The 22,305-nt window shown below is 69.4% G+C and carries 21 protein-coding genes; 10 read left to right on the plus strand and 11 right to left on the minus strand.

Annotated elements, in window-relative coordinates:
- Positions 1-3: 3 nt before the first annotated feature.
- The 10 genes from PVT71_RS17855 to PVT71_RS17900 form a co-directional block, all read right to left on the minus strand.
- Entirely contained in the window at positions 4-804 is an 801-nt protein-coding gene (locus tag PVT71_RS17855) for an SDR family NAD(P)-dependent oxidoreductase (protein WP_353475415.1), read from the minus strand.
- Positions 801-1,679: an amidohydrolase family protein gene (locus PVT71_RS17860; RefSeq protein WP_353475416.1), complete on the minus strand. Its 879-nt coding sequence runs from the start codon at positions 1,677-1,679 to the stop codon at positions 801-803. The genes PVT71_RS17855 and PVT71_RS17860 overlap by 4 nt, the downstream gene beginning before the upstream one ends.
- Entirely contained in the window at positions 1,676-2,239 is a 564-nt protein-coding gene (locus PVT71_RS17865) for a carboxymuconolactone decarboxylase family protein (protein WP_353475417.1), read from the minus strand. The genes PVT71_RS17860 and PVT71_RS17865 overlap by 4 nt, the downstream gene beginning before the upstream one ends.
- Positions 2,236-2,892, minus strand: a complete 657-nt coding sequence (locus PVT71_RS17870; RefSeq protein ID WP_353475418.1) for a glutathione S-transferase N-terminal domain-containing protein — start codon at positions 2,890-2,892, stop codon at positions 2,236-2,238. Before PVT71_RS17870 ends, PVT71_RS17865 begins: the two co-directional genes overlap by 4 nt.
- Entirely contained in the window at positions 2,889-4,199 is a 1,311-nt protein-coding gene (locus PVT71_RS17875; protein ID WP_353475419.1) for a TRAP transporter large permease, read from the minus strand. The genes PVT71_RS17870 and PVT71_RS17875 overlap by 4 nt, the downstream gene beginning before the upstream one ends.
- Complete coding sequence (locus PVT71_RS17880; RefSeq protein ID WP_353475420.1) at positions 4,196-4,717, minus strand: TRAP transporter small permease subunit; 522 nt, start codon at positions 4,715-4,717, stop codon at positions 4,196-4,198. Before PVT71_RS17880 ends, PVT71_RS17875 begins: the two co-directional genes overlap by 4 nt.
- A 70-nt stretch (positions 4,718-4,787) precedes the next feature.
- Positions 4,788-5,819, minus strand: coding sequence for a C4-dicarboxylate TRAP transporter substrate-binding protein (locus PVT71_RS17885; RefSeq protein WP_353475421.1), 1,032 nt, complete (start codon positions 5,817-5,819; stop codon positions 4,788-4,790).
- Positions 5,820-5,933: 114 nt separating this feature from the next.
- On the minus strand, positions 5,934-6,875 hold the full coding sequence (locus PVT71_RS17890) for a LysR family transcriptional regulator (RefSeq protein WP_353475422.1): 942 nt from the start codon (positions 6,873-6,875) through the stop codon (positions 5,934-5,936).
- 17 nt (positions 6,876-6,892) lie between these two features.
- Entirely contained in the window at positions 6,893-7,138 is a 246-nt protein-coding gene (locus PVT71_RS17895; RefSeq protein ID WP_353475423.1) for a hypothetical protein, read from the minus strand.
- A gap of 79 nt (positions 7,139-7,217) precedes the next feature.
- A complete protein-coding gene (locus PVT71_RS17900) occupies positions 7,218-8,489 on the minus strand; it encodes an FAD-dependent oxidoreductase (protein ID WP_353475424.1) in 1,272 nt (423 codons plus the stop codon).
- 256 nt (positions 8,490-8,745) lie between these two features.
- Here PVT71_RS17900 and PVT71_RS17905 point away from each other — a divergent pair, with 256 nt between their 5' ends.
- The 10 genes from PVT71_RS17905 (at position 8,746) to argE (ending at position 21,501) form a co-directional block, all read left to right on the plus strand.
- Complete coding sequence (locus PVT71_RS17905; RefSeq protein WP_353475425.1) at positions 8,746-10,014, plus strand: NAD(P)/FAD-dependent oxidoreductase; 1,269 nt, start codon at positions 8,746-8,748, stop codon at positions 10,012-10,014.
- 107 nt (positions 10,015-10,121) lie between these two features.
- Positions 10,122-11,603 (plus strand): aldehyde dehydrogenase, encoded by a 1,482-nt coding sequence (locus tag PVT71_RS17910; protein ID WP_353475426.1) that lies wholly within the window; start codon positions 10,122-10,124, stop codon positions 11,601-11,603.
- Positions 11,604-11,669: 66 nt separating this feature from the next.
- On the plus strand, positions 11,670-12,611 hold the full coding sequence (locus tag PVT71_RS17915) for a LysR family transcriptional regulator (protein ID WP_353475427.1): 942 nt from the start codon (positions 11,670-11,672) through the stop codon (positions 12,609-12,611).
- 172 nt (positions 12,612-12,783) lie between these two features.
- Positions 12,784-14,847 (plus strand): FAD-dependent oxidoreductase, encoded by a 2,064-nt coding sequence (locus tag PVT71_RS17920; RefSeq protein ID WP_353475428.1) that lies wholly within the window; start codon positions 12,784-12,786, stop codon positions 14,845-14,847.
- A gap of 59 nt (positions 14,848-14,906) precedes the next feature.
- Positions 14,907-15,980 carry an ABC transporter ATP-binding protein gene (locus tag PVT71_RS17925; RefSeq protein WP_353475429.1) on the plus strand — a complete coding sequence of 358 codons (1,074 nt, stop codon included), beginning with the start codon at positions 14,907-14,909 and terminating at the stop codon, positions 15,978-15,980.
- On the plus strand, positions 15,977-16,840 hold the full coding sequence (locus PVT71_RS17930) for an ABC transporter permease (protein WP_353475430.1): 864 nt from the start codon (positions 15,977-15,979) through the stop codon (positions 16,838-16,840). The genes PVT71_RS17925 and PVT71_RS17930 overlap by 4 nt, the downstream gene beginning before the upstream one ends.
- Positions 16,837-17,637: an ABC transporter permease gene (locus tag PVT71_RS17935; RefSeq protein ID WP_353475431.1), complete on the plus strand. Its 801-nt coding sequence runs from the start codon at positions 16,837-16,839 to the stop codon at positions 17,635-17,637. The genes PVT71_RS17930 and PVT71_RS17935 overlap by 4 nt, the downstream gene beginning before the upstream one ends.
- 28 nt (positions 17,638-17,665) lie before the next feature.
- Positions 17,666-18,685, plus strand: coding sequence for an extracellular solute-binding protein (locus PVT71_RS17940; RefSeq protein ID WP_353475433.1), 1,020 nt, complete (start codon positions 17,666-17,668; stop codon positions 18,683-18,685).
- A 66-nt stretch (positions 18,686-18,751) separates the two neighbouring features.
- Positions 18,752-20,398 carry an amidohydrolase gene (locus tag PVT71_RS17945; RefSeq protein ID WP_353475434.1) on the plus strand — a complete coding sequence of 549 codons (1,647 nt, stop codon included), beginning with the start codon at positions 18,752-18,754 and terminating at the stop codon, positions 20,396-20,398.
- Positions 20,398-21,501, plus strand: a complete 1,104-nt coding sequence (gene argE, locus PVT71_RS17950; protein ID WP_353475435.1) for an acetylornithine deacetylase — start codon at positions 20,398-20,400, stop codon at positions 21,499-21,501. The genes PVT71_RS17945 and argE overlap by 1 nt, the downstream gene beginning before the upstream one ends.
- A 63-nt stretch (positions 21,502-21,564) precedes the next feature.
- Here the strand turns inward: argE and PVT71_RS17955 are convergent, their stop codons facing one another.
- On the minus strand, positions 21,565-22,230 hold the full coding sequence (locus PVT71_RS17955; protein ID WP_353475436.1) for a glutathione S-transferase family protein: 666 nt from the start codon (positions 22,228-22,230) through the stop codon (positions 21,565-21,567).
- Positions 22,231-22,305: the final 75 nt, after the last annotated feature.

Genomic DNA, 22,305 nt, shown 5'->3' on the forward strand with positions numbered 1-22,305 from the left:
GGCTCAGTCGCAGCGCACCGACATGCCGCCGTCGACGACGATCTCGGTGCCGGTGACGAAGCGCGCCTCGTCCGAGGCGAGGAAGAGCGCGGCGTTCGCCGTGTCGCGCCCGTCGCCCATCCAGCCCATCGGGATGCGCGCGAGCCGCTGCGCCAGCAGGGCATCGACGTCGCCGCCGGCGCGCTGGCCCGCGAGCCGCGCCTCGACCATCGGCGTGTGCAGCTGCCCCGGCACCACGGTGTTCACCCGAACGCCCTTCGGCGCATATTCCACCGCCGTCACCTTGCCGAACTGGATCACCGCCGCCTTCGACGCGGCATAGGCCACCTGTGCCGCGCCGGTCCAGCGCATCCCCGAGGTCGAGGAGGTGTTGACGATGGCGCCCGCGCCCTGCGCCTCCATCTGCGGCAACACCGAGCGGCAGGTGAGGTAGACGGACTTGAGGTTGAAGTCCATCTGCCGGTCCCAATCCTCTTCGGAAAGCTGCGCCGCCCCGCCCTTGGCCGAGCCGCCGACGTTGTTGACGAGGATGTCGACCCGGCCGAAGCGCGCGATGCAGGCTTGCGTCATGGCCTCGACGCTGGTGAGATCGGTGACGTCGCAGAGGTGCGGCTCGACCTCGCCGCCCGCGTCGCGGGTGCGGCTCAGCGTCTCGTCCATCGTCTCGGCGCGCAGGTCGACCGCAAAGATCTTCGCGCCCTCCTCTGCGAAGCGCACGCAGGCGGCGCGACCGTTGCCCCAGCCGGGGCCGACGCAGCCCGCGCCGGTGATGATGGCGACCTTGCCTTGCAGCCGTCCGGTCATGTCCTGTCTCCGAAATCGTAAAGCCGCGCGGGATTGTCCACGAGCAGCCGGTGCAGCGCCGCCTCGGTGGGGGCGATCACCTTCAGCGTGTCGACCAGCACGCCGTCATCCGGCGGCGCGGCGCGGAAATTGGGGTGTGGCCAGTCGGTGCCCCAGATCGTCCGCTCGGGGTAGAGCTCCACCAGCTTCGCGGCGAAGGGCGTCGCGTCGGCATAGGGAGGCGCCTCGACCGAGCAGCGCTCGGAGCCCGAGACCTTGAGCCAGACGTGATCCTTCTCGCCCAGCCGGATCAGTTCCTCGAAGGGCGCCTGATCCATGCCGAGGCTGGCGTCTATCCGGCCCATGTGGTCGATCACCACCGGGCAGGGCAGCGCGGCCAGCACCGGCGCCAGATCGGCAATGAGTTTCGCCTCCATGTGGATCAGCAGCTGCCATCCGTGCTCGGCCAGCCGGGGGGCAAGCGCGCGCAGCTGGTCGTGGGTGGCGCCGGGGGCGAGGTGGGACATGTAGTTGAAGCGCACGCCCCGAAAGCCCTGCGCGTGCAGCTTCTTGATCTGCGGGTCGGTGATATCCGGCGAGGCCAGCGCGATACCGAGGTAGCGGCCCGGCCGCGCCGCCATGGCGTCGGCGACCACCGAATTGTCGAAGCCGTGGCAGCCGGACTGGACGATCACGCAGCGCTCGATGCCCAGCATGTCATGCAGCGCGAAGAGCTCTTCCTTGGGCGCGTCGCCGGGCTTGAAGCCGCTCTCGGGCGCGTAGGGGAAGCGCGAGACCGGGCCGAAGACATGCACGTGGCAGTCGGTCGCGCCCTTGGGCAGCGCCAGCGTCGGGGCGCTGCGGTCCGGGTTCCAGGTGATGGGGGCGTCGTTCATGTCAGCTCCTTGGGCGCGCCGTCGGGCGGCGAGATGCGGAACACGTTGAGCGTGGCGGAGATCAGCGTGTAGTAGCCGATGACCCCGACCAGATCGACGAGCCGCTGGGTGCCGAGCAGCTCCACCGCCTCGGCGTAGAGCGCGTCGGGCACGGCGTTGGTGGTCAGCACCGAGACGGCGACGCGGTGGGTCACCCGCTCCTCGTCATCGGCATAAGGCGGCTCGGTGCCGGTGCGCAGCGCCTCGACCAGCTCGGGCGAGAGCCCGGCCTTCAGCGCCGGGGGCTTGTGCGCGAACCATTCGTATTCGGCGCTCCAGTGCCGGGCCATGGTGAGGATGGCAAGCTCGCTCAGCCGCGGCTCGAGCGCTGTGTCGTAGCGGCAGTAGCGGCCGAGTTCCTGCGCCTTCGCGGCCAGCTCGGGGCGGTGCAGCCAGACCGCGAGCGGGCCGCGCACCCCGCCGCGCGGACCCGAGGCGATGGCCTCGTGGATCTCGCGCTGGCGCTCGCTGTAGGTCTCGGGATCGGGCGCGGCGAGGCGTTGTTCGGGCCAGTCGGTCATCGCGGCGCCTCCGTGGCGTTGAAGGCGGGCTCGGCGGCGGCGAAGCGGTGCAGCCAGTCCACCAGCTCGGGCCAGCGGTCGCGCCAGCTGACCGGCGCGCGCCAGTCGAGGTAGCCGAGCGCGCAGGCGAGCGAGACCCCTGCCGCATCGGTGCGGGTGGGATCCGGCGGCAGGGCGGCGAGCGCCGAAAGCCCCCGCTCGACCTTGCCGCGCTGGTGCGCCAGCCATTCGTCCGAGATCTTCTCGGCGCCGCGGAAGCGCCCCTCGTAGACCATCAGCAGCGCGGCGTCGGTCACCCCGTCGGCAAGGCAGGCGCGGGTCAGGCAGTGGAATCTCTCGCGCCCCTCGCGCGGGAAGAGGCCACGCCCCTCGGCCAGCGTGTCGAGGAACTCGAGGATCACCCGGCTGTCGTAGAGCGTCTCGCCGTCGGTCATCAGGCAGGGCATCTTGCCGAGCGGGTTCTGCAGGCGCAGGTCGTCCGAAGGATCGCGGGTGTCGGCGGGGACCATCTCGATCCGGTCCCAGAGCCCCAGCACCTGCGCCGCCATGCGGACCTTGCGCCCGTAGGGCGAGGTGAGGGTGGTCCGCAGGACGGCCCGGCCGCCCTGCCCCGCGCCGCAAAGCGCGAGGGGTCTGTCGAGGGTCATGCTCATAGCATCGTCTCCGGCAGGAAGAGGGCGATCTGCGGGATCAGGCAGAGCAGGATCAGCATGGCGAAGCCCGCCAGCACGAAGGGCAGCAGCCCCTTGAACACCTGCTCGAGCGTGACCCGCCCGTTCGAGGCCGACTGCACGACGAAGCAGTTGATCCCCACCGGCGGCGTCACCGCGCCGATCTCGACCAGCAGCACCACGTAGATGCCGAACCAGATCGGATCGAAGCCGAGCTTCATCATCACCGGGTGGGTGATCGGCAGGGTGATCGCCAGCAGCGCCGGCGCGTCCATCATCATCCCGAGCGCGAGGTAGATCAGCGAGACCAGCAGCACGATCACCCAGCGGTTCACGTCGAGCCCGGTCAGGTAGCCGCCGACCGCGTTGGCCACGCCCGAGAGCGCCAGGAACTTCGAGAAGACCAGCGCGCAGATCAGGATGCCGAAGATCATCGCCGTGGTCTGGATGGTCTCGAGCAGGGTCTTCTTCAGCTCGACGCCGCCAAGGCCGCGGTGCCGCAGGATCGCCAGCAGCAGCGTCGCGAAGGCGCCGATCCCGCCCGCCTCGGTCGGGGTGAAGATGCCGAGGTAGAGCCCCACGACGATCAGCAGGATGATCAGCACCAGCGGCCCGGCCAGACGCAGCGAGGCGATCTTCTCGCGCAGGGTGAAGCTGTAGCTCTCCTGCGGCGCCAGCGAGGGATTGCGCAGCACGGTCAGCCAGATGGCGAGGCAGAGTACGAGGGCAAAGACGATGCCGGGGATGAAGCCGGCGATCAGCAGCGCGCCGATCGAGCTGTCGGTGAGGATGCCGTAGACCACCACCAGCGCCGAGGGCGGGATCATCACCGCCAATGTGCCGGCGATGGCGATCGAGGCCGAGGCGAGGCTTTTGTCATAGCCCCGGTCGAGCATCTGCGGCAGCGCCAGCTTGGTGAAGACCGTCGCCGTGCCCACCGACGAGCCCGAGGCCGCGCCGAAGGCCGCCGCGCCCAGCGTCGTCGAGATGGCGAGCCCGCCGCGCAGGTTGCCGAGCCACTTGGTGGTCGCCTCGAAAAGGTCCTCGCCGAGCCCGGCGCGCATGGCGAAGAAGCCCATGAGCAGGAAGAGCGGGATGACCGAGAAGTGGAAGCTGTGGGTGGTGTCGAAGAACACCGTGCCGAGGATCGCCGTTGCGGCCTTGAAGCCGACCAGCGAGGCAAGGCCGAAGGCGCCCACGAGGCCCAGCACCACCATCACGTTGATGCCGATCAGGATGCCGCCGAACAGCGCCGCGACGCCGATTGCGCCAATCAGGAGCGAACTCATTCCATCACCTCCTCGGTTTCGTCGAGCGTGCCGCCGAGCGCGACCCAGAGCCCGTCGAGCAGGTACTGCACCGCCAGCAGCGCGAGGCCGAAGAAGATCGCGAACTTGATCGGCCAGATCGGGAAGCGGACCGCACCGCGCTCGAGCTCGCCGATGGCAAGGCTCTTGGCCGCCATCAGCCAGCCCGCGTAGGCCGCCCAGGCGAAAAGCAGGCAGCCCGCCAGCATCGCCAGCACCCGTGCCGCGCGGGCGAGGCCCTCGGGCAGGCGCTGGGTCAGCAGCACCACCTTGATGTGCCCGCCGTGCAGCTGGGTGAGTGCCAGCGACAGGAAGATGATCAGCGGCAGCGCACTCTCGGTCAGCTCGAGCGTGCCGGCGACCGGCTGGTTGAAGACGTAGCGCATGACCACGTTGGCCACGACCAGCAGCATCACCGCGAAGATCAGCACGCCGGCGGCCATGCCGCACAGCGACAGGAATGCGCCGTAGTGCCGGCGCAGGGTTTCAAGCGTTTGCATCAGAGGGACTCTCGCGAGGGGAAGGTCCCGCGCCGGGGTCAGGCCCGGGCGCGGGACCGGTCACGTCCGGTCAGGACGGGGTGTCGAACTCGAAGTGCTTGACGATCTCGTCCGCCGGCACGCCAAGCGCGGTGGCCTTGTCGATCCACTCCTGCCGGACGTCCTTGACGCCGGCATCGTCCAGCGCTCCGAGCAGTTCCTCCTGCGGGAAGGGGATCACCTCGACGGCCAGATCGCCCTTCCAGAGCTCGCGCACGCGGGCGGCGTCCTCGTCCACCACGCGGGCGTATTCCACGAGGTAGTCCTTGCCGAGCTGGTCCACCACGGCGCGGGTCTCGTCATCCATGCCGTTGTAACTGTCGAGGTTCATCGCCAGCAGGTGCCCGAACGAGGCGCCAAGCGGCACCTCGATGTAGTACTTGGCGACCTCGTCGTATTTCCAGCCGCGCGCCAGCGCCGGTCCGATCGGCGTGCAGTCGATGATCGAGCGCTGCAGCGCCTCGTAGGCCTCCGCCGTGGCGATCGACACCGGCGAGGCACCAAGCGCCTCGATCAGCTTCGGGTAGGCAAAGCCGTAGGAGCGGATGCGCAGGCCCTTCATGTCGGCGGCGCTCTTCACCGGCTTGGTGCAGAGCAGGCCGTAGTCCTCGAGCGGGCGGAAGCCGAAGGCGTGGATGTTCTGGCTTTCCAGCTCCTCGCGGAACTGCGGGTAAGTGGCGTGCATCTCCTCCATGAACTGCCCGACCTCGAGCGTGTTCATCGGCTGCGGGATGAAGAAGCCGACCGCGTTGTTGAGCGGCATCTGGTCGGGGAAGTAGGGGGTGATGATGTCGCCGAAATCGCCCACGCCGGCGGCCAGCGCCTCGGGGATCTCGCCGGTCTTGGCGACTGAGCCGCCCCAGAACACCTCGATGCTGTGCTTGCCGCCGGTGCGCTTGGCGAACTCGTCCACGAGCCACTGCGTGGTGATCGCCTGCGCGTCCCCGGCGCCCTGCGGCTTGAAGGTGATCCACTTGTAGGTGTCCGCCTGCGCCGATGCGGCAAGGCCGGTGGCAGCCGCGAGCGCAAGCGCCGACGACCGCAGAATTGCGTTCAGAGACATGGTTCCTCCCAAGGTTGCGGGCCTCCTCCGGACCCGTCCGAGGCGATCCTCGGCGATTGCCAGCGATGATTCAAATACTGTTAAATCATCGTTGCGATACCTTTGCGGCATGGCTCAACGCCAGATGCCCGCCTCCACGAGCCCGCCGACGATGTCGCGCACCAGCGCCTCGACCACCTGGATCGCCTTCTTGCGGCGCTGGTCGGCCTTGGTGGCGGTGCAGAGCGTCCAGGCGATCTGCGGCTTCACGATCGGGCGCGCCTCGAGCGTGCCGTTCTGCACCTCCGACAGCACGCCGCCATAGGTCAGGATGGTGAAGCCGTGGCCGTGGCGGACCAAGGATTTCAGGTGCCACACGCCGTCGACCCGCTGCACGATGTTGAGCTCGGCACCGATCTCGTCGGCGTGCTTGTCGACGAGGATGCGCAGGAAGTTCGGCCGGCTCGGCATGATCAGCGGCATCGCCGCCGCCTCGGCCAGCGTGTAGCTCTCCTTGTCGAACGCCCCGCAGGGGCCGATGACGTTGAGATGCTCGACCAGCAGCTCGGTCGCGACGATGTCCTCCCGCACCGGCGCGTCATGCATCACCGCAAGGCCGATCTCGCCCTGCGAGAGCTTGTGCTCGAGCGCGTTCGAGAAGCCCTCGACGAAGCGCAGTTCGATCTCGGGGTATTCGGCCTTGACCCGCGAGAGCAGCGGCGGAGTGATGAACTCTCCCGGCGTCGGCGGCATGCCGACCACCACCACGCCCTGCGGCCGCTCGGCATGGGCGGTGACGTCGTGATGCGCCTGCGCGATCTGCGCCATGATCGCATAGGCCCGGCGCTGCAGGATCTCGCCCGCCTCGGTCAGCTCCATGCCGCGCGCGGTGCGGTTGAAGACCTTGAGCCCGAGGTCGCTCTCGAGCCGGGCGATCTGCCGGCTGAGCGCGGGCTGCGCGATGCGCAGCCGCTCCGAGGCGCGGGTCATGTTCTTTTCCTCCGCCACGCAGAGGAAGTAGCGCAAGGTGCGCAGCTCGGGCTGCCAGTCGCGCAGCGTGGTTCCGGTGTCGACCAACTCTCCCCCTCCCCGGCTCAGTCGCCGGGCCGGGCCGGCTCGGTCACCGAAAGCGTGACGCACTCCAGCGTGGCGGGGCTCTCGGCCAAGAAAGGCGCGTCCGTCTCGATGCTGGTGCCAAGCGTGAGCCCGGCCTTATGGAACGCGTCCCCCACCGAATGCCTGAGCCCGTCCGAGGTAAGGCAGATCATGTGCGGGCTGTTGCCGATCGCGTTGAACGGGTCGAAGCGCAGGATCTCCGGGCGCGTGTCGCCGTAATGCATGGTCCCTCCTCGGAATTGTCTCTGCCTTTCTAGGGGGAAGCGCGCCGGGATGGCCACCGGTTTCGGGCGGTCCTCGCCCTCAGCGGTCCAGCCGGTCGCGCAGGCGGTAGAAGCGGATCGCCGCGCCGCCGTAGACCCGGTGCAGCCCGTGCAGCGGCAGCGTGCGGATCCGTGGCTCCGGCGGGATCGGCAGGGGAACGCCGCGGGCGAGGTACTCGGCCATCGCCTTGCCCAGCGCCACCGACAGCGCCACGCCCCGGCCGTTGAACCCGGTGGCGGCCAGCATCCCCGGCGCGGGCTCGCCAAGCCGGATGCGGTGGTCGGGCGTCATCCCGACGCGGCCGAACCAGCGGTGCGCGATCCTGAAGCCGGTGCCGAAGAGCGCCGTGAACTCGGCCTCGAGCCCGGCGAAATCCGCCGCCGCGCGGGGCTCGCGGAAGCTGCCCCGCCCGCCGATCATCAGCCGGTTCTGCGGGCCGAGGCGGAAATAGGTCCCGACCCGGCGGATTTCCGAAACGCAGACGCCGCCCGGCAGGACACGCGCCAGCGCCTCCTCCGAAAGTGGCTCGGTGGCGATCTGGAAGCTGTGCGCCGGCACCACGGCGCGCGAGAGGTCGCGGTCGAGCGCCCCCGGCGTGTAGGCATTGGTGGCAAGGATCACCCGCTCGGCCCGGACCTCGATCCCGCCCGCCAGCCGGGCGCGCCAGCCGGTGCCGTCGCGCTCCAGCGCCGCGACCGGCGAGCGGGAATGCAGCCGCGCCCCGGCCTGCTGCGCCGCGCGGGCGAGCCCGTGGGCCAGCTTCAGCGGGTGCAGCTTTCCCGCCCGCCGGTCGCGCCAGCCGCCGTGAAAGCCCCGCGCCCCGGTCGCGTGCGCGATCTCGCCCGCGTCGAGCCAGTCCACGTCCGCCCCCCGCGCCTGCCACTGCGCCATGCGCGCCCGCAACCCCGCAAGGTGCACCGTCTTGTTGCCCGCCTGGATCCAGCCGCCGCGCTCCGCCTCGCAGTCGATGCCGAGCCGGTCCACCAACGCAAAGAGCGTGTCCGCCGTCGCGCCGGCGAAGGCCGTGGCCTCCGGCCCCCAGAGCGCGTCGAGCACGTCGGGATCATCCTTCAGCCCCGGGATCACCTGCCCGCCGTTGCGCCCCGAGGCACCGAAGCCCGGCTCCTCTGCCTCGAGCAGCAGCGTATCGACCCCGGCCTCGGCAAGGTGCAGCGCGCCCGAGAGGCCCTGGAACCCGCCACCGATCACCAGCACGTCCGCCCGGCATGACTCGCCGAGCGGCAGCAGATCCGGCGCGGGCCCCGTGGTGGCGGCCCAGATCGAGTGGAGCGGGATCGGTGGGGTCGTCATCTTGAACTCCGTCACAAGCGGGACATCACGCCCGGGGCGCGGATTTGCGCTTGGTCAACAGAAGCTTGCCGGGCCTTCGCCGGTCAAGGGGGTGCTGCGGCGCGGGCCTGCCCGCACGCTGCCGCGCCGCGCCGACGGGCGCATGGCTTAGGCTAAAACTACCTCATGCTGTTGAAGGAGTTTCTTTTCACTTACCAAACTCTGCGTCACCTTCCTGCACAGAGACGCCCCCTGACCCGCATGGAAGGACGCAACGATGCCCGTAGAAAGAACCGAGGCGCTGGTGATCGGCGCCGGCCAGGCCGGGATCGCGGCAAGCGAGCACCTGAGCGCGAACGGCATTCCACATATCGTTCTCGAGCGCAGCCGCATCGCCGAGCGTTGGCGCTCCGAGCGCTGGGACTCGCTGGTCGCCAATGGCCCCGCCTGGCATGACCGTTTCCCCGGGCTCGAGTTTCCCGGCGACCCCGACGGCTTCGTGCCGAAGGAGCAGGTCGCCGACTATTTCGAGGCCTATGCGAGGCAGATCAATGCCCCCGTCCGCTGCGGTGTCACGGTCACCCGGGTGACCCGGCTTCGGGGCCGCCCGGGCTTCCTCGTCGAGACCTCCCAAGGCGCGATCGAGGCGCGGCAGGTGATCTCGGCCACCGGCGCCTTCCAGCATCCCGCGATCCCGCCGCTCGTGCCGCAGACCGCCGGGATCGCCCAGATGCATTCGAGCCAGTACCGCAACCCCGCCCAGCTGGCCGAGGGCGCGGTGCTGGTGGTCGGCGCGGGCTCCTCGGGCGTGCAGATCGCGGACGAGCTGCTGGCGGCCGGGCGCAAGGTCTACCTGTCGGTCGGCCCGCACGACCGCCCGCCGCGCGCCTACCGTGGCCGCGACTTCGTCTGGTGGCTGGGCGTCCTGAACAAGTGGGACGCCGAGGCGACCCCCTCTTCCGAGCACACCACCATCGCGGTCAGTGGCGCCCATGGCGGGCACACGGTCGACTTCCGCAAGCTCGCCGCCCGCGGTATGGTGCTGCTCGGCCGGACCGAGAGCTTCGCCGGGGGCCGCTTCAGCTTCGCGCCGGATCTGGCGCGCAACATCGAGGCGGGGGATGCCAATTACCTGTCGCTGCTCGACGAGGCCGACGCCTATGTCGCGGCCAACGGGCTGGACCTGCCCGAGGAGCCCGAGGCGCGCCGGATCGGCCCCGCCCCCGCCTGCATGACCGATCCGATCCTGTCGCTGGACCTCGCCGGGGCCGGGATCACCACGATCCTCTGGGCGACGGGTTTCACCAGCGATTACGGCTGGCTGCAGGTGGATGCGCTCGACGCGGCGGGCAAGCCCCGTCACCAGCGCGGCGTCTCGCCGGTGCCCGGGCTCTATTACCTCGGCCTGCCCTGGCAGACCCGGCGCGGCTCGTCCTTCATCTGGGGGGTCTGGCACGACGCGAAATACGTCGCCGACCACATCGCCAAGCAGCGCGGCTATCTCGCCTATACGCCGGCGGTCCAGCCCGAGCCCGAGATGGCCTGACCCCACCCCACCGACACGGCCCGCGCCCGGAAGCTTCCGCCTTCCGGGCGCAGCGCCGTCTGACAGACCCCGCGCCACGCGGCGCGCAAGACCGACCCGGAGCCCTCATGCAGACCCTCTCTCACTACACCTCCCGCGCCGCCGCGCTGACCTTCCGCACCCAGGCTTGGATCGACGGGCGTTATGTGCCCTCCGCCTCGGGCGCGCGGTTCGAGACCGTGAACCCCGCCACCGCCGAGGTGCTGACCGACGTCGCGCGCGGCGGCGCGGAGGACATCGACCGCGCCGTAGCCGCCGCCCGCCGCGCCTTCGACGACCGCCGCTGGGCCGGCAAGACGCCGGGCGAGCGCAAGGAAGTGCTGCTGCGGCTCGCGGCCCTCCTGCGCGAGAACCTCGAGGAATTCGCCCTTTTGGACACGCTCGACATGGGCAAGCCGATCTGGGAGACGGTCAACGTCGACGCCCCCGGCTCGGCGCATTTCTTCCAGTGGCACGCCGAGGCGATCGACAAGCTCTACGACGAGGTCGCCCCGACCGGCGGGCGCGATCTCGCGCTGATCCGCCGCGTGCCGCTTGGCGTCGTCGGCGCGGTGGTGCCGTGGAACTTCCCCCTCGACATGGCGACGTGGAAGCTGGCCCCGGCCCTGGCGGCGGGCAATTCGGTGGTGCTGAAACCCGCCGAGCAGTCGCCGCTCTCGGCGCTGCGCCTTGCGGAACTGGCCGCCGAGGCGGGGCTGCCCGATGGCGTGCTCAACGTGGTGCCGGGCTTCGGCGAGGATGCCGGGCAGGCGCTTGGCCGTCATCCGGACGTCGACTGCCTCGTCTTCACCGGCTCGACCGAGGTCGGCAAGATGTTCCAGCGCTACGCGGGCGAGAGCAACATGAAGCAGGTCTGGCTGGAGACCGGCGGCAAGAGCCCGAACCTCATCTTCGCCGATGCCGATCTCGACGCCGCCGCCGACAAGGCCGCCTTCGGCATCTTCTTCAACCAGGGCGAGGTCTGCTCGGCCAACTCGCGGATGCTGGTGCACGAGAGCATCGCGGCCGAGATGATCGACCGCATGAAGACCCGCGCCGAGGCCATCGTGCCGGGCAACCCGCTCGACCCCGAGACGAAGATGGGCGCCATGGTCGATGCCCGCCACGCCGCGCGGGTCGCGGAGTACCTCGCCTCGGGCAAGCAGCAGTGCCGCCTGATCGCGGGCGGCGCGCGGCTGACCCTCTGCGGCTCGGACGCCTTCATCCAGCCGACGGTCTTTGCCGACGTGCCGCGCGACGCGCGCATCGCCCGGGAAGAGATCTTCGGCCCGGTGCTGGCGATCCAGACCTTCCGCGACGAGGCCGAGGCCATCGCCATGGCCAATGACAGCATCTACGGCCTTGCCGCCTCGGTCTGGACGAAGGACCTGGGCCGCGCCATGGCGGTCTCGGACGCGCTGGTCGCGGGCACGGTCTCGGTCAACACGGTGGACGCGCTCTCGGCGATGACGCCCTTCGGCGGGATGAAGCAGTCGGGCTTCGGGCGGGACCTGTCGCTTCATTCCTTCGACAAGTACTCGGCGCTCAAGACCGTCTGGATCAGCTACTGAGAAAACTGGCGCAGCGGCTCCGCGTGTATTAGGGACACCCTAACACGCCCGGAGCCGGAGGAAGACGTGCCCTTACGTTTCACGCTGCGCCAGATGGAGTATTTCGTCGCCGTGGGCGAGTGCGGCTCGATCGCGCTCGCCGCCGAGAAGGTGAACGTCTCCTCGCCCTCGATCTCCGCCGCGATCTCCCAGCTCGAGGCCGAGTTCGGCCTGCAGCTCTTCATCCGCCGCCACGCGCACGGGCTGGCGCTGACGCAGGGCGGCGCGCGCTTCATGACCGTGGCGAAGGAGCTCCTGGACAAGGCCGCCTCGCTCGGCGATCTGGCCAACGACATCTCGGGGCAGGTGCGCGGCCCGCTCAACGTCGGCTGCCTGCTGACCTTCGCGCAGATCGTCCTGCCGCAGCTGCGCCGCAGCTTCGTCGACACATGGCCCGAGGTCGAGTTCCGCCAGTTCGAGCGCGACCAGCAGGAGCTTTTCGACGGGCTGCGCTCGGCCCGCATCGACGTGGCGCTGACTTACGACCTGAACGTGCCCGCCGACCTCGAGTTCATCCCGCTGATCGAGCTGCCGCCCTTCGCGATCGTGCACGAGACCCACCCCCTTGCCGCGCTCGAGAGCGTCACCCCGGCCGAGCTGTCGGACTACCCGATGGTGCTGCTCGACCTGCCGATGAGCGGCGACTATTTCCTGTCCTTCTTCACCAAGCTCGGGATCACCCCGATGATCGCCGAGCGCACCCGCGACATCGCGGTGATGCGCTCGCTGGTGGCCAACGGCTTCGGCTACGGCATGGGCAACACCCACCCGGTCACCGAGCTTGCCCCGGACGGACGCCGCCTGCGCTTCATCCCGATGACCGGCCCGGCGCGCAGCCTGAACCTCGGCCTCATGATGAGCGAGGGCGCCCGCGGCTCGCGCACCGTCCGCGCCTTCATCGAGCACGCGCAGTCCGAGATTACCGAGACCCGCGCGCCCGGCCTGCAGGTCCGGCCAAGGGGCGCATGACGCACCCGGGCGGCCATTTTGCAAATCGCGCATTGTCGCGGCATAAAGCCACTTTAATTAGCGATTAGGATTGGCCTAATTCAGGCTTCCAGAAGGTGTAATTTACTCGAAGACCGCTCCGACCGATCAACTCTCCCAGCCCGGCAACCAAATAAGCCGCAAGGAGAAGACGGTGCGAAACCCCAGCTACGATATTCTGTTCGAACCCGCCAAGATCGGTCCGCTCACCGCGAAGAACCGGTTCTACCAGGTGCCGCATTGCAATGGCGGCGGCTATCGCGATCCGTCGGCCGTGGCGGCGATGCGCGGCATCAAGGCCGAGGGCGGCTGGGGCGTGATCTTCACCGAGCAGACCGAGATGCACCACACCTCGGAGATCACCCCGTTCATCGAGCTGCGGCTCTGGGACGACGCCGACATCCCCGCCCTGCGCCGCATGTCCGACGCGATGAAGACCCGGGGCGCGCTCGCGGGCATCCAGCTCGCCTACTCGGGTATCAACGGGCCGAACCTCTACACCAAGGAAGTGCCCCTCGCCCCGTCCGCGCTGCCGATCCGCACCTTCACCAACGACCCGGTGCAGGCCCGCGCGATGGACAAGACCGACATCCGCAACCTGCGGCGCTGGTTCGTCAACGCAGCCAAGCGCTCGAAGCTGGCGGGGTTCGACCTGATCTGCCTCTACGGCGCGCATGGTTTCGGCATCTTCCAGCACTTCCTGTCGCGCGCCACCAACCAGCGCAGCGATGAATACGGCGGCTCGCTGGAGAACCGCGCGCGCTTCGTCAACGAGGTGATCGCCGACATGCGCGACGCCGTGGGTGACACCATGGGCCTGACGCTGCGGGTCAGCCTCGACGAGACCATCGGCAAGCTCGGCTTCTCCAACGCCGAGCTGCGCGAGTTCATCGAGATGAACGCCGACCTGCCCGACCTCTGGGATCTGGCGCAGGGCACCTGGGAGGATTGCTCGGGCCCGTCGCGCTTCAAGGAAGAGGCGGCACAGGAGGTGCTGGTGAGCGGCATCCGCGCGCTGACCTCGAAGCCGGTGGTCGGCGTCGGCCGCTTCACCTCGCCCGACGTGATGGCGCGCCTCGTCAAGCAGGGCGTGCTCGACTTCATCGGCTGCGCCCGCCCGTCGATCGCTGATCCCTTCCTGCCCAAGAAGATCGAGGAAGGCCGGATCGAGGACATCCGCGAATGCATCGGCTGCAACATCTGCATCACCGGCGACATGACCATGTCAATCAGCCGCTGCACGCAGAACCCCACCTTCATGGAAGAGTGGCGCAAGGGCTGGCACCCCGAGAAGATGAATACCAAGGGCGAGAGCTCGAACGTGCTCATCGTCGGCGCCGGTCCCGCCGGGCTCGAGGCAGCGCGCGCGCTCAGCCTGCGCGGCTATGACGTGGCGCTGGCCGAGGCGGGCACCGAGCTTGGCGGCCGCGTCGCCCGCGAGCGGCTGCTGCCGGGCCTGTCCGCCTGGGGCCGGGTGGTGGACTACCGCACCTACCAGCTCTCGCAGCGCCCGAACGCCGAGACCTATTTCGACAGCCGCCTCTCGGCGCAGGAGATCCTAGAGTTCGGCTTCGAGAACGTCTGCATCGCCACCGGCGCCCGCTGGCGTGCCGATGGCGTCTCGCGCCAGCACGTGGTGCCGATGCCCGCCGATCCCGCGATGCCGGTCTTCACCCCCGATGACATCATGGCGGGCAAGCTGCCGAAGGGCGAGGTCGTGCTCTTCGACGACGATCACTACTACATGGGCGGCGTCATCGCCGAGCTGCTGGCCAAGGCGGGCTGCACCGTGACCTTCGTCACCCCCTCGGCCTATGTCTCGGACTGGACGCTCAACACGCTCGAGCAGGCGGCGATCCACCGCCGGCTGGTCGAGGCCGGCGTGAAGATCGTGCTCAACACCGGCATCGCCGCGCTGAAGGCCGGCGAGGTGGTGACCGAATGCACCTACACCGGCCAGACCTCGGCACTTGGCTGCGACGCGGTGGTGATGGTCGCCTCGCGGATCTCGGACGATGCGCTCTACCACGAGCTGATGTCGCGCGAGGCCGAGTGGGCCGACGCGGGGATCAGGTCGGTCAAGCTGATCGGCGACGCCGCCGCGCCGGGCCCCATCGCCTGGGCGACCTACGCCGGCCACCGCTACGCCCGCGAGCTCGACATGCCCGACATCGGCGATGCGCTGCCGTTCCGACGCGAGGTCGCGCAGCTCGCCTAACCCCCGCCCGGCGCCGGAGGGGAGGCCGGTGCCGGGCCCCAGACACAGGGAACCCTCACATGACACGCGGAAAGGCCGTAGAAGTCTTCAACGTCTCGAAACGCTTCGGCGACTACCAGGCGCTCGACCACGTCGATTTCACCATTCACGAGAACGAGTTCTTCACGCTGCTCGGGCCCTCGGGCTGCGGCAAGACCACCTTGCTGCGGATGATCGCCGGCTTCGAGACCCCGACCGAGGGCGCCATCGTGCTCTTCGGGCAGGAGATCGACCGCCTGCCCGCGCACAAGCGCCACGTGAACACCGTGTTCCAGAGCTACGCGCTCTTTCCGCACATGTCGCTCGAACAGAACATCGCCTTCGGCCTCGAGAACCTTGGCTGGGACAAGGCGCGGCGGCAGGCCCGCGTCGCCGAGATGCTCGAGCTGGTGCACATGACAGCCTTCGCCAGCCGCCGCCCCGACCAGCTCTCGGGCGGCCAGCGCCAGCGCATCGCGCTCGCCCGCGCGCTTGCCCCCGAGCCCAAGGTGCTGCTGCTCGACGAGCCGCTCTCGGCGCTCGACCTGAAGCTGCGGCAGGCGATGCGCGACGAGCTGCGCGCGCTGCAACGCAAGACCGGCATCACCTTCATCTTCGTCACCCACGACCAGGAAGAGGCGCTCGACATGTCCGACCGCATCTGCGTGCTGGGACAGGGCCGGGTGCAGCAGATCGGCACCCCCGCCGAGATCTACGAGGAGCCCGAGAACCGCTTCGTCGCCGACTTCATCGGCGAGACCAACTTCCTCGACGCCGAGGTGATCTCGCTCGACGGTGCCCGCGCCCGCATCCGCACGCCGCTGGGGCTGGAGTTCGACGCGGCGCAGAAGGGGCTCACCGGCACCGGGCCCGCCACCCTGTCGCTGCGCCCCGAGAAGATCGGGCTGCAGGACCAGGCCGTCGGCAACGTGATGACCGGCACCATCCGGGCGCGAAACTACATGGGCGGCTACACGCATTTCGTCGTCGAGACCGGCGGCGCGAGCCTGCGCGTCTCACGCCGCAACGCGGTCAGCCAGGCGGAGACGCTCGCCGTCGGCAGCGAGGTCCGGCTCGGCTTCCGCGACGAGGCGGTGCGGGTGCTGGCGCGATGAGCGGCTTCCGCGTCTGGGGGCTCGTCCCCGCCTGGGTGCTGATGCTGGCGACGCTGATGGTGCCGCTGCTGATCGTCGCCGCCGTCTCGGTGGCCGAGCGCGGCGCCTACGGCGGCTTTGCCTGGGACTTCAACCCGCTCTCCTACCGCGAGATCCTGTTCAGCGAGGACTGGGACGGCAACCTTGCCTTCGATGCCAAGTACCTCGCGATCATCGGACGCACGCTGCTGCTCGCCGGCGCCACGACGCTGATCTGCATGGCGCTGTCGCTGCCGGTGGCCTACGTGATCGCCACCCGCCCGCCGAAGACCAAGGCGCTGCTGATCTACCTCGTCACCCTGCCCTTCTGGGTGTCGATGATCGTGCGCGTCTACGCCTGGCTGATCATCCTCGGCAACGAGGGCTTCGTCGGCCGCTTCTGGCAGTGGATCGGCGGCGAGGGCACGCTGCTCTTCACCCCCGGCGCGATGCTGGTGGGCATGGTCTACAGCTACATCCCGCTGATGGTGCTGCCGGTCTTCGCCGCGATCGAGAAGCTCGACCCGGCGCTGCTGGAAGCGGGCGCCGACCTCTACGCCAGCCGCTGGACCACGGCGCGCCGGGTGATCCTGCCGCTGACCTGGCCCGGCCTCGCAGCCGGGGCGGTGCTGGTCTTCGTGCCGGCGCTCGGCACGGTGCTCGAGCCGATGCTGCTCGGCGGCGGCAAGCAGATGACCATGGGCACGCTGATCCAGACCCAGTTCGGCGGCGCGCGCAACTGGCCCTTCGGGGCGGCGGTGGCGCTGGTGCTCATGGCGATGGTGGTGCTCGTGCTGATGGTCAACGCCCGCCGCGCGATGCGCCGGGAGGCCCGGACATGAGCGCGCCGCACAACGTCCGCCACTACCCCGGCGCGGGGCTGGTCACCTGGGTGTTCTTCCTCTGGCTCTACGCCCCGATCGTGGTGGTGGTCTGGTTCTCGTTCAACGAGAACCGCCTCGTCTCGGTCTGGACCGGCTTCTCGACCCGCTGGTACGAGGCCGCGCTCAGCAACAAGGCCCTGCTCGAGGCGCTGCGTGTCTCTCTGGTCGTGGCGGTCACCGCCACGCTGGTTGCGACGCTGGTGGCGCTCTCCGCCGCCATGGTGCTCAGCCGCAACGAGACCATGCGCTTCCGCCGCCTGTCCGAGACGGTGGTGAACCTGCCGCTGCTGCTGCCCGAGATCGTCGTCGCCGTGGCCTCGCTGATCCTCTTCTCGCAGCTCGGGTTCTCGAACGGCATGGCGCGGCTCATCGTGGCGCATTCCGCCTTCTGCACGCCCTTCGCCTTCCTGCCGATCCGCGCCCGCCTGCAGGGCATGAGCCGCGATTACGAGGAGGCCGCCAAGGACCTCTACGCCGCGCCCTTCACCGCCTTCCGGCGGGTGACGCTGCCGCTGATCCTGCCCGGCGTCTTCGCCGGGGCGATGCTGGCCTTCGTCATCTCGATGGACGATTTCATCACCTCGAACCTGCTCGCCACCGGCGGCACCACGACGCTGCCGGTCTACATCTTCGGCCTGATCAAGCAGGGCACCACGCCCGAGCTCAACGCGATCTCGACCCTGCTGATCCTCGCCTCGCTCATCATCGCGACCTTTGCGCTGGTCCTCTCGGCCCGGTCGATGCGGCGCGGCTGATCCCAAGAAAACCAACAGGAGAGACCACATGAAACCCAAGACCCTCCTCGGCGCGGCCACCGCCGTCGCCCTTGCCCTGCCCGCCTACGCGGACGGCACGCTCAACCTCTACACCTGGTCGGATTCCATCTCGCCCGAGCTGATCGAGAAGTTCGAGGCGCAGACCGGCATCACCGTCAACACCGACGGCTTCAACTCGAACGAGGACGCGCTGACCAAGCTGCAGGCGGGTTCGTCGGGCTATGACATCGTCACCCCCTCGCAGCACTTCGTGAAGATCATGATCGACGAGGGCCTGCTCGAGGACATCGGCGCCAAGGATCTCGCCGCCTACGCGCAGGTGGACGACAAGTGGAAGGGCCAGTGGTGGGACCCCGAGAACGCCTACTCGATCCCCCTCGCCTACGGCACCGCCGGTTTCGCGGTGAACCGCGACGTCTACGAGGGCCCCGTCGACAGCTGGGCGGTCTACTTCACCCCGCCCGCCGACCTGAAGGGCAAGGTCGCCTCGCTCTCCTACCCGGACGAGGTGGTGGGCGCGGCGCAGCTCTTCCTCGGCGTGCCCTTCTGCTCGGAGGACAAGGCCGAGATGAAGAAGGTCTATGACCTGCTGATGGCGCAGAAGCCCGACGTCGCCGCCTACAGCTCGGACAATATCGAGAACCGCCTCGGCACCGCCGAGGTCGGCGCGCATTTCTGGTGGGACGGCAACGTGCTGAAGACCCGCAACGACGGCGCGAACATCGTCTACGCCGAGCCCAAGGAAGGCCTCGTCGGCTGGCTCGACAGCTTCGTCGTGCCGAAGGGCGCGGCCAACGTCGAGGGGGCCAAGCAGTTCATCGACTTCATGTCCGAGGAAGAGAACGCGACGATCCAGTACAACTACTACGCCCATTCCTCGCCGGTGAAGCTCGACCTGACCAAGGCGAAGTACACGCCCGAGAACGCGCCCGAGCTCTTCCCGACGGTGCCGGTCGAATTCTCCAAGGCCTGCTCGCCCGCCGCGCAGGACCTCGTGACCAAGGTCTGGACCGACCTGCTGAAGTAAGCGCATCCCGCCCGGCCGGAGCCGTTCCGGCCGGGCCTCCTCCCTTTCACGGAAAGACCCGACGAGATGCCCCAGATCATCGAGATCCACGACGCCCGCGACATCCACAGCGCCGAGCCGGTCTCGCTGCGCCTCGAGGATGGCCGCATCGCATGGATCGGCACGCCCGGCACCCTGCCCGAGGGCCCGGCCCCCGACCGGCGCATCGAGGCGGACGGGCTCTGGGTCTCGCCCGGCTTCTGCGACAGCCACCTGCACCTCTTCCAGGGCGGCGTGACGCTGGGCCAGCTCAACCTCTTCGGCATCTCGACCCGCGACGACTTCGCCGCCGCGCTGGCCAGCTACCGCGTCGGCCGCGAGGCGTCGCCGCTGCTCTGCGCCATCTCGGCCAATTACGAGATCCTCGGCCCCGGCACCCGCCCCGACCGCCACGCGCTCGACGCGCTGCTGCCGGACCAGCCGCTGATGGTCTACGCCGTAGACCTGCACACCGCCTGGGCCAACACCGCCGCGCTGACCGCCGCCGGGCTGATGGACAGGGTGCCCGAGGTGAAGAACGCCGAGATCGTGCTCGGGGCAGACGGCAAGCCCAGCGGCGAGCTGCGCGAGGGCAATGCCATGCGCCTCGTCGGCCGGCTCTCGGCCCATGGCGGGCGCGACAATGCCGCCATGGCGGGCGACGAGCCCGGAGAGGTGACCGAAGCCGACCGCGCCGCCGACAAGGCCGCCATCGCCGCCGCCCTCGCCGCCTGCGCCGGCCACGGCATCACCACCGCGGTCAACATGGACGGCAACCTCTACCAGGCCGAGCTGCTGTCGGAGATGGAGCGCGACGGCGCGCTGCCGATCCGCGTTTCGCTGGCGATGCGCCTCTCGCCCGCGCATGACGAGGCGCGCATCGCCGAACTGATCGAGGCGGCGACGCGCGAGGGCAGCGACAAGCTCTCCTTCGGGCGGATCAAGATGTTCCTCGACGGCGTCTTCGACACCTGGACCGCCTACCGCACCGACGACTACCCGGACCGGCAGGGCTTCCGCAGCGAGCCGCTCTTCGCGCCGGAACGCTTCACCGCGCTCTGCGAGACGGCGGACGCGAAGGGGCTGCAGATCCAGGTGCATTGCGTCGGCGACGCCGCCGTGCGCACCGCGCTCGACGGCTACGAGGCCGCGCGCAGGGCCAACGGCCTCCGCGACTCGCGCCACCGCGTCGAGCATATCGACATGCTTCACCCGGACGACCTCGCCCGCTTCGCGGCGCTCGACGTTGTCGCCTCGATGCAGCCGGTGCACCCGCCGGGCTCCAGCGGCCTGCCGCTCGAACCCACCGTCTCGATCATGGGCCGGGGCCGCTGGCAGGACACCTTCCCGTGGAAGACCCTTCAGGACGCCGGGGCCACGCTCGCCTTCGGCACCGACTGGCCGACCGCGCCGCTCTCGCCCTTCAACGCCATCCACTCGGCCCTCGCGCGCCAGCCCTGGGCCGAGGACCTGCCCGACCAGCGCCTGCCCTTCGAGGCGGTGATCGACGCCTACACCAAGGGCGGCGCCCACGCGCTCTTTGCCGAAGGGACGCGCGGCGCGCTGCAGCCGGGCATGGCGGCGGACATTGTCCTGCTCGAGGGCGATCCGCGCGCGCTGCTCGGCCGCACGGACGCCTGCCGCGCCCGCCTCACCATCTGCGACGGCGCCATCGTGCACGAGGCGGCCGCGTGATGCTGGCGCGCATCGAGGAACTGCTGGCAACGCTCGTGGCCTTCCCGACCGTCTCGGCGGAGTCGAACCTCGCGCTGATCGACTGGGCCGAGGCGCATCTTTCGGACGCGGGCTTCGCCGTCACCCGCATCGCGGCGCAAGACGCGCCCAAGGCCGGGCTGCTGGCGAAATTCGGTGACGGCGACGGCGGCACGCTGCTTTCGGCCCATACCGATGTCGTGCCCGTCGCCGGGCAGCACTGGAGCCTCGATCCCTTCACCCTGACCCGGCGCGGCGAGCGCCTGCACGGGCGCGGCACCACCGACATGAAGGGCTTCGTCGCCTGCATCCTCGCGCTCGCCGAGACGCTGCGCGCCGCGCCCCCCGCCCGCCCGGTGAGCATCGCGCTCAGCTGGGACGAGGAGGTCGGCTGCCGCGGCATCCAGCAGATGATCGACCAGGTGCTCCCGGTGCTGGGCCGGCCAGACCTCTGCGTGGTCGGCGAGCCGACGCTGATGCGCCTCGGCACCGGCCACAAGGGCAAGGCGAGCTACCTTGCCACCTGCCGCGGCGAGCCCGGCCATTCCGCCATGGCGCCGCGCTTCACCAACGCGCTGCACCTCGCCGCCGACCTGATCGCCGCGCTGCGCACCGAACAGTCCCGGCTCGCGGCCGAGGGCGCGCAGGACGAAGGCTACGACATTCCCTGCTCGACGGTCCATGCCGGCAAGATGCAGGGCGGCGTCGCGCTCAACATCGTGCCCGACCATGCCGAGGTCGCCTTCGAGATCCGCCACCTCGCGGCGGAGCGGACCGGGGATATCCTGGGAAACATCCGCTCTGGCCTGCCGGGCGGCATCGAGATCATTGAGACCGGCGCCTATCCCGGGCTCGACGCCGATCCGGCGCTGCCCGCGCTCCGTCGCCTCGCGGCGCTGCTGCCCGCCCCCGAACCGGTCAAGGTCTCCTACGGCACCGAGGCGGGGTTCTTCGCGGCACTCGGCATTCCCACCGTGGTCTGCGGCCCGGGCACCATGGACGACGGGCACCAGCCGGACGAATCCGTGGCGCGGGACCAGCTCGCGCTCTGCGCGGATGTGCTGCGCGGCCTGATCGACGGCTGACCGCCGCGCTTTCTAGGCAAGGATCTCGCCGCGAGCCGGGCGGGGGCTATGCCCCCTGCCCCCTCAGAAGTCGAGGTCGGCGTAATGCGCCGGCTGCGGGAATCCGGGGATCTGGTCGGCGAGGATCGAGCGGAAGGCCGGGCGCGACTTGATCTTGGCGTACCAGTCCTTGACCACCGCCGAGCGGTTCCAGTCCACGTCCGAGATGTAGTCGAGCGACGACAGGTGCGCCGCCGCGGCGAAATCCGCCAGCGTCATCACGTCGCCCGCCAGCCAGCGCCGGTGGTCGAGCAGCCAGGCCATGTAGTCGAGGTGATACTTGATCGCCTTGGCGCCGGCCTTGACGTTGCTCGAGTCGGGAAAGCCCGCCTTCATGATCTTCTTGTTCACCCGCTCGTAGAGCAGCTTCGAAGTGACCTCGTGGTGGAACTTGTCGTCGAACCACGACACCAGACGGCGCACCTCGTAGCGCGAGTCGGCCGAACGCGGCATCAGCGACGGCTCGGGGTATTTCTCCTCGAGCCATTCGCAGATCGCGGCGCTTTCCGACATGGTCTTGTTGTCGATCTTCAGCACCGGGACCTTGCCCGCGGGGTTGCGGCGCAGGAAGTCGGCATCCTGCTCCCAGTAGCGCTCCTCGACCAACTCGCATTCGATCTTCTTCTCGGCGAGGCTCAGGCGAACCTTGCGGCAAAAGGGCGAGAGCGGCACGTGGTAAAGCTTTGCCATTCGGGGAGGCGGCTCCGGGTCTTGAGGGAATTGTCCTGCCTGTTTGCCGTGAAAATCGCGCCGATTCAACAGGGC

Source organism: Salipiger sp. H15, from assembly GCF_040409955.1.
Taxonomy (GTDB): Bacteria; Pseudomonadota; Alphaproteobacteria; order Rhodobacterales; family Rhodobacteraceae; genus Salipiger.